This window comes from Terriglobales bacterium (genome assembly GCA_035454605.1).
GTDB lineage: Bacteria > Acidobacteriota > Terriglobia > Terriglobales > Acidobacteriaceae > DATMAB01.
In genome coordinates, this window is sequence record DATIGQ010000111.1 from 1 (window position 1) to 6,836 (window position 6,836).

General features: G+C 65.0%; 4 protein-coding genes and 1 tRNA gene. 1 reads left to right on the forward strand and 4 read right to left on the reverse strand.

All coding sequences use genetic code 11. The features are described from left to right. Positions 1-62 precede the first annotated feature (62 nt). The 4 genes from VLE48_07780 to VLE48_07795 form a co-directional block, all read right to left on the reverse strand. Positions 63-137: transfer RNA gene (locus tag VLE48_07780), tRNA-Gly, on the reverse strand. Positions 138-221: 84 nt separating this feature from the next. Further along, positions 222-3,386, reverse strand: a complete 3,165-nt coding sequence (locus tag VLE48_07785) for a CusA/CzcA family heavy metal efflux RND transporter (protein HSA92895.1) — start codon at positions 3,384-3,386, stop codon at positions 222-224. A 9-nt stretch (positions 3,387-3,395) separates the two neighbouring features. Beyond that, the gene (locus VLE48_07790; protein ID HSA92896.1) at positions 3,396-4,958 is read right to left on the reverse strand and encodes an efflux RND transporter periplasmic adaptor subunit; all 1,563 of its coding nucleotides are present in this window, start codon (positions 4,956-4,958) and stop codon (positions 3,396-3,398) included. Next, complete coding sequence (locus VLE48_07795; protein ID HSA92897.1) at positions 4,955-6,313, reverse strand: TolC family protein; 1,359 nt, start codon at positions 6,311-6,313, stop codon at positions 4,955-4,957. The genes VLE48_07790 and VLE48_07795 overlap by 4 nt, the downstream gene beginning before the upstream one ends. A 217-nt stretch (positions 6,314-6,530) precedes the next feature. On the opposite strand from VLE48_07795, the gene VLE48_07800 reads away from it, so the two are divergent. Further along, the coding region (locus VLE48_07800) for a hypothetical protein (protein HSA92898.1) at positions 6,531-6,836 on the forward strand (306 nt) is incomplete at its 3' end.

Here is a 6,836-nt window from a genome sequence, read left to right on the forward strand (position 1 = left end):
AGGCTCGCCCCCCAGGGAACCGTGGACTCGCCGCGCAGAACCGCGTCCGAACCGGTGAAATCTGGAGCGGGAGACGGGATTTGAACCCGCGACTTCGACCTTGGCAAGGTCGCACTCTACCGCTGAGTTACTCCCGCTCGCTGTTGCAATTTTACCCCGGGCGCGGATTCTAGCCAACCGCCGAAAAACGGGTCAAGGTTGGTCGGAAAATCACTCGCTTGCTATCCCGTCACTGTAGGTGGAAGGCCGTCGCTCTCTGGTTCATCGGGCGGCTCGGAAGACACGGCGATTTCCCGTTCGCGCAGCCAGGTGAAAATGACTGGTGTGACGACGAGCACGTGCACCAGCGAGCTGAGCATACCGCCGAGCACGGGGGCGGCCAGCGGCTTCATGACTTCGGCGCCGGTACGGGTGGACCACAAAATGGGCAGCAGCCCGGCCACGACGGTGGCCACGGTCATCACTTTGGGACGCAGCCGTAGCAAGGCGCCTTCCATCACGCTTTCGTGCAAGGCCTCACGAGTCAAGGTGCCCTGGGCGGCGATGCGACGCTTCACGGCCTCCTCCAGATAGATGACCATGACCACGCCGGTCTGCACGGCCGTTCCGAACAGCGCGATGAAGCCCACCCATACGGCGACAGAGAAGTTGTAACCCAGCAGTTTCACCAGGAAGACGCCGCCGCTCAGGGCGAAGGGCACGGCCAGCATGACGTGCAGCGCTTCTTTCCAGGAACGATAGATCATGTAGAGCAGAACCGAGATCAGCAGCAACACCCCGGGGATGACGAGTTGGAGGCGGCGGCGGGCGCGCAACTGGTTCTCATACTGGCCGCTCCACTCAACAAAGTAGCCGGCGGGTAACTTGACCCTCTCGGCCACGACGCGGCGGGCTTCCTCGACGAAGCTGCCCACGTCGCGACCACGGACGTTAAGCAGCACGGAGCCGCGCAACAGGCCGTTCTCGCTGGAGATCATGGAAGGGCCCATCGTGGTGCGGATACGCGCCAGTTGTCCGATCGGCACCTGGGTGCCCATGGGGCCGGACACCAGGACGTTGCGCAATTCCTCCACGTCCTCCCGGAAGTCGCGGGCGTAGCGCACGCGCACCGGGAAGCGCTGGCGGCCTTCGATCGTGACGGTGAGGTTCTTGCCTCCGATCGCGGTTTCGATAACGTCCTGTACGTCGCCCACGTTGACGCCATAGCGAGCGGCCGCTTGGCGGTCGATCTCGATCTCGAGGTAGGGCGCGCCGGTGATGCGCTCGGCGTAGAGGTCGACGGCTCCGCGAACCCCACGCAGCGCGGCCTCGATCTCCTGCGAGGTGCGCTCAATGGTCTCCAGGTCGGTGCCGAATACCTTGACGCCCACCTGGGTGCGGATACCGGTGGAGAGCATGTCGATGCGGTTGCGGATGGGCTGGGTCCAGATGTTGGTGACGCCGGGCATGCGCGTCTTTTCGTCCAGGCGGCGGAGTATGTCGTCTTTGGTGGTGCCCGCCGGCCAATCCTCCTTGGGTTTGAGCGTAACGATCGTTTCGGTCATGTTGATGGGGGCGGGATCGGTGGAGGTCTCTGCCCGCCCGATTTTGCCCACCACGTTTTCGACCGCCGGATCCTGCGCGATGATGCGCGTCTGCTCACGCAGGATCTCGCTGGCCTTGGTGAGCGAGATGCCGGGATCGGCGATGGGCATGAACAGGGCGCTCTCCTCATCCAGCGGCGGCATGAACTCGGAACCGATGGTGGTGGTGGCCAGCAACGCCCAACCGAAGATGGCGGCGGCCACGGCGAGGGTGGCGGCGCGATGCTTCAGTGCCCAGCGCAGCACGGGACGGTACACCGCCTGGAGTCCGTGCATCACCGGGTTTTGCTCCTCGCGATGCAGGCGGCCACGGATGAGCAGCGTGCACAGCACCGGCACCAGCGTGACGGCAAGCAGGGTAGAGCCCACCATGGCAAACGTCTTGGTGAAGGCCAGGGGATGGAACATCTTGCCCTCCATGCCGGTGAGGGCGAACACGGGCACGAAGGCCAGAATGATGATGGCCATGGAAAAGAAGATGGGCCGTCCTACGAGCCTGGCGGCGCTGAGCGTGATCTCCCTGATGTGCGGGACGTAGTCGCCGTGTTCCTCGGAGAATCGCTGGGCGTGGCGGATGACGTTCTCGGTCATGACAATGCCCGCGTCGACGAGCACGCCGATGGCGATAGCAATCCCGCCGAGCGACATGATGTTCGAAGAGATTCCGGCGTAGTGCATCAGCAGAAACGAAGTGAGCACCGCCAGCGGCAGTGGCAAGGTGACGATAAGGATGCTGCGGAAGTGCCAGAGAAAGACGACGTGCGCAAGCGTAACCAGGAGGATCTCTTCGATGAGCGCCCAGCGCAGGGTATCGACGGTGCGCTGGATGAGGCTGCTGCGATCGTAGAAAGGCACGATACGCACGCCTTCGGGGAGGCCGGGCTCGATGGCACGAATCTTCTGCTTGACGGCGTCAATCGCCTCCTGGGCGTTGGCGCCGTAGCGGATGACGACCACGCCCCCGACGGCTTCGCGACCACCCTTGTCGAGCACACCGCGGCGGAAATCTGGTCCGATCTGGACCGAAGCCAGGTTGCGCACATACACGGGAGTGCCATTGGCTGAAGCCACGACGATGTTCTCGATATCGTCGGTGGAGCGGATGAGGCCCAGGCCGCGCACTACCAGCTCCATGTCATTCGACTCGACCACTTTGGCGCCCACGTTGTTGTTGCTGCGCTGGACGGCCTCGAAGAGCGTGCGGATGGGGACGTTGTAGGCGCGCAAGCGCACGGGATCGACGTCGATCTGGTACTGGCGCACGAAACCGCCCACGCTGGCCACCTCTGCGACTCCCGGGACGGCGTTGATCTGGTAGCGGACGAACCAATCCTGGATGGAGCGGAGGGTGCCGAGGTCGTAGGGTCCTTCGACCGTGTACCAGAACACCTGGCCGACGCCGGTGGCGTCCGGGCCTAGCGTGGGCACCACACCCTGGGGCAGGAAGCTGGCGGCGAGATTCAGGCGCTCGAGCACGCGCGTGCGCGCGAAGTACACGTCCACGTCGTCGCGGAAGATGATGTTGATCATGGAGAAGCCGAACGCCGAGGAAGAGCGCACGGTACGCACGCCCGCCAGCCCCTGCAGGTTGACGGTGAGCGGGTAGGTGACCTGGTCCTCGACTTCCTGCGGGCTGCGGCCCGGCCAGTCGGTGAAGACAATGACCTGGTTCTCACTGAGGTCCGGGATGGCGTCGATGGGCGTCTTCAGCAGCGCCCAGTAGCCCCAGGCCGCCAGTGCCGCGTACGCCAGGATCACCAGCAGGCGGTTGCGCAAGGACGCTTCAATCATCCAGTTGATCATCGCGGCCTCCTAGATCGCGTTCACGCTGGTGCGATAGGTGGCCAGGCGCTCACCGCCGCGCCGGGCCTCGACGTTCACGTTCCACGAGCCTGTGGACGGCAAGCGGATGCTGCCCGAGTAGGCGGAGCCATCCCACTTGAGGTCGGTTGACGCGCGCATCTCGCCCATGCCCATCTCCGGCATGGCGGGCATCCAGAACTCGACGTGAACGGCTGCGTCCGTTGCGGCCTTACCGGCGGCGTCAAGCACCTGCACGCGAACCATGTTTTCTTGGGAGCCGCGCGGAGGAGAGGGATCCACCTGAAAGGTAATCTTCCAGGCTTTGGCCTCTCCATTGGCCGGGCGCTCGAACTCCTTCGATCCGCCGAACACACCCGTCAGGCCGCCGGTGATGCGCGTTTGGGAGTCGATGAGGAAGCCGCCGCGCGTTACCACGCGTTCGCCCTCGCTCAAGCCCGCGAGCACGGGAACGAAATCGCCGGCTGCAGGGCCGAGTTCGAGCTGGCGGCCCTCGAACACGCCGTCGCCCTGGGCGACGTAGGCGACCTTCCGCATGCCGGTATCGAGCACCGCCGAGCGAGGTACGGCCAGCACGCCACGCGCTGCCGCGCCGCGCAAAATTGCCGTGATGTACATGCCGGGACGCAGTCGCAGCGCCGGATTTCGTACCTCGATGCGAACCGCCACCGTGCGCGTCTGCGGATTCACCATGGGCTCAACGAAACTGACGCGTCCGCTGAGCGTTTCGCCGGGCAGAGCTTCGGAGGTGATCTCCGCCAGCTGTCGCATGCGCACGCGAGGCATGTCGGCCTCGTAGACGTCGGCCTTGACCCACACCGTGCTCAGATCGCTGAGCGCGTACAGCACGTCGCCCTCGCGGACGTACTGGCCTTCGGTCACCTTGCGCTCGGTGACGATGCCGCTTACGGGTGCATGGAGGGTGATGTGAATATCGGGCTTTTCGGATCTTTCGATGGCGCGGATCTGTTCCGCGGTGAGGTCCCAGAGCTCGAGCCGGCGCCGGCTGGCGGCTACCACTTCGCGCGCCTGCTCGATGGCCTGTGGGGTGGCCGCACTCAGGCGGTCTAGGTTCTCGATGGCGAGCCGGTACTCTTCTGCACTGGAGACGACTTCGGGGCTGTAAATCTCCGCGATGGGCTGGCCGCGGCGCACGCTCTGCCCGGTGAAATCGAGGTGCAGCTTATCGATGCGGCCGCCGACCCGCGCGCTGATGGTGGCAAGCCGGGTTTCGGCCTCTTCGATGCGCCCGACGGCGGTCACCGTCTGCTCGATATTGCGCCGACGTACTTCCGTTGTCTCGACTCCGATGGCGGCCAGCTCCTCCGGTGTCAACTCAACCCTGCCGACCGGACCGGGGGCCGGTTTCTTCTCTTCCGTCGTGGAAACCGGCTCGGCCGCATGTTCACCCGGTGCCGATGAAGAGTGCGACGCAGCGGGTTGAGCCGCTGAAGCCGGAGCCTCCACCCGCCAAATGGCCATAAGGGCTGCGGCGGCCAGAACGCCGCCGAGCGCCAGACCTGCAATCAGAAATCTCGATTCGCGAGGAGTCATGGGTTCACCTTCGGCTGGGAGTCGGCCACGCGGGCGCTTACTCCACGCGGCAAGGGCGCGCCGACGGCGCGCTCCAGGTCCGTAACACGGGCCTCGAATTCGGCCAGTGCGCGGAAGTAAAAGACTTCCACATCGATGGCCGTGTTCTGCCCGTCGAGCAGGTTGAGGAAGTCGGTGCGGTCAGTTTCGTAGGCGGCGGCCGTGGCCTGGAGCACGGCGCGCGCCTGCGGCCGCAGGGTGTCGCGATAGAGCCGCACCAGTTTCTCGGCGGAGCGCGCCCGCACCAGGGCTTCCTGCATCTCGCGGTAGACGGCAACCCGCCGGCTTTCGTACTCGATTTCCTGCAAGCTCAGTTCAGCCTGAGCGGTGGCAATCTCCGAGTCATGCTTGCGGCGGTTGAGCCAGGGCAGGTTGAGGGAGAGTTCCGCCATGTACGAGTTGCGGGACGCCGAGCCGCTGGGCTGCAGCATGTATCCGACCGAGACGTTGTAGTCCGGGGAATAGGCTCTGTTGGCGAGCTTGCGCGCGGCTTCGCCACGCTGAATCGCGGCGCGCGCGGCCACCAGCTCGGGCCGGTGCTCGAGGGCCAGTCGCTGCAGTTCGGCAACCGAGGGAAGCTCAGCGAGCGGCGCGTAGGAACCGGCGATCTCGAGTGGAGCCGCCGGGTCGCGGCCGAGCAGCGCGTTCAGCCGGACACGGGCAAGGGAGCCATCCTGCTCGAGCATCACCAGATGGTCCACCAGGCGGGTGAGGGCGATCTGCGCCTTGAGGACATCCTGCTGAGGCACGCGCCCGACCACGTACTTGATGCGCGCCGACTCGATGCCTTGCCGCGTCAGCGCCACCTGCTCGTCGTGCAGACGCAACTGGTCGGCATTCAGCAGGAGTTCGTAGAAGGCCTTGCGAACGTTGGCTGCAACTTCGCGGCGGACCGCTTCCAGTTCCGCCCGGGCGACTTCGACCTCCCGTGAAGCGACCTCAGAGCGCAGGCTGCGCTTGCCGGGGCCGGGCAGTGCGCGTCCAAGCATGAACATGTTCTGTCCCTGGTTGAAATCCCAGGGGCGCTCCAGCGGGACGCCCCAGCCGCGATACATGATCCAGGGGTCGTCCAGCGCGCCGGCAGCGGGCTGACGCGCTTCCAGCACAGCCACCCGCCGTACCGCGGCACGGACCTCCGGATTGGCAACCAGCGCTATGGCTTCCATCTCCGCAAGGGTCATGGGCCGGACCGCGGGCTGATGTTCGGTGTGCTGTTGTGGCAGTAGCGCAACCACCGCGGCATAAGGGTCATCTGCCTGGGCGCGGGACAGCGCTGCGGTCGCCAGCAAGAGTGCCAGGGTACAAATCGCTTTCATTTCTCCCTCCGACAAGACGAACGGTCGTGGAGACACACGTGTGCGTCTCCGGGGAAAAACGAGAGCGGGCTAGATCCTCAGGACAGTGATAGAACCGGGCGGCGACTCGGGCGGGGAGTGGATGGAAGAGAAGATGTCGTGCGCGGCAATAGGGCTTGTCTGTAGCGAGACGGAAAGCACAGCCGCAGGACCAGCGGACTCCAGGGGAGGAGCGACAGTGAACGACTTGACCGCAGCGAAAACCACCGTATTCGTCTTCGCTGTTGCCTTGCAGCAGGAGTGCGCTTCCGGCATCCGATCCTGGCCGCAGTCCGCAGGCATGATGCGGCAACATTCAAGCTCGGCTGCGGTCAGCTGCGTCAGCGGGAACAGGCACGCGGCCACCATGGCCGGCGCCAGACTCAACGCCAGCGCGAGAACCGCGAGTTTTCGCAGCCAGTGCATCTGCAAGATTCTACAACGTTCGCGCATCGCCAAGGATGTGACGTGCGTCACGGGCGAAGGTCACTTTGCTGGAGAGGGG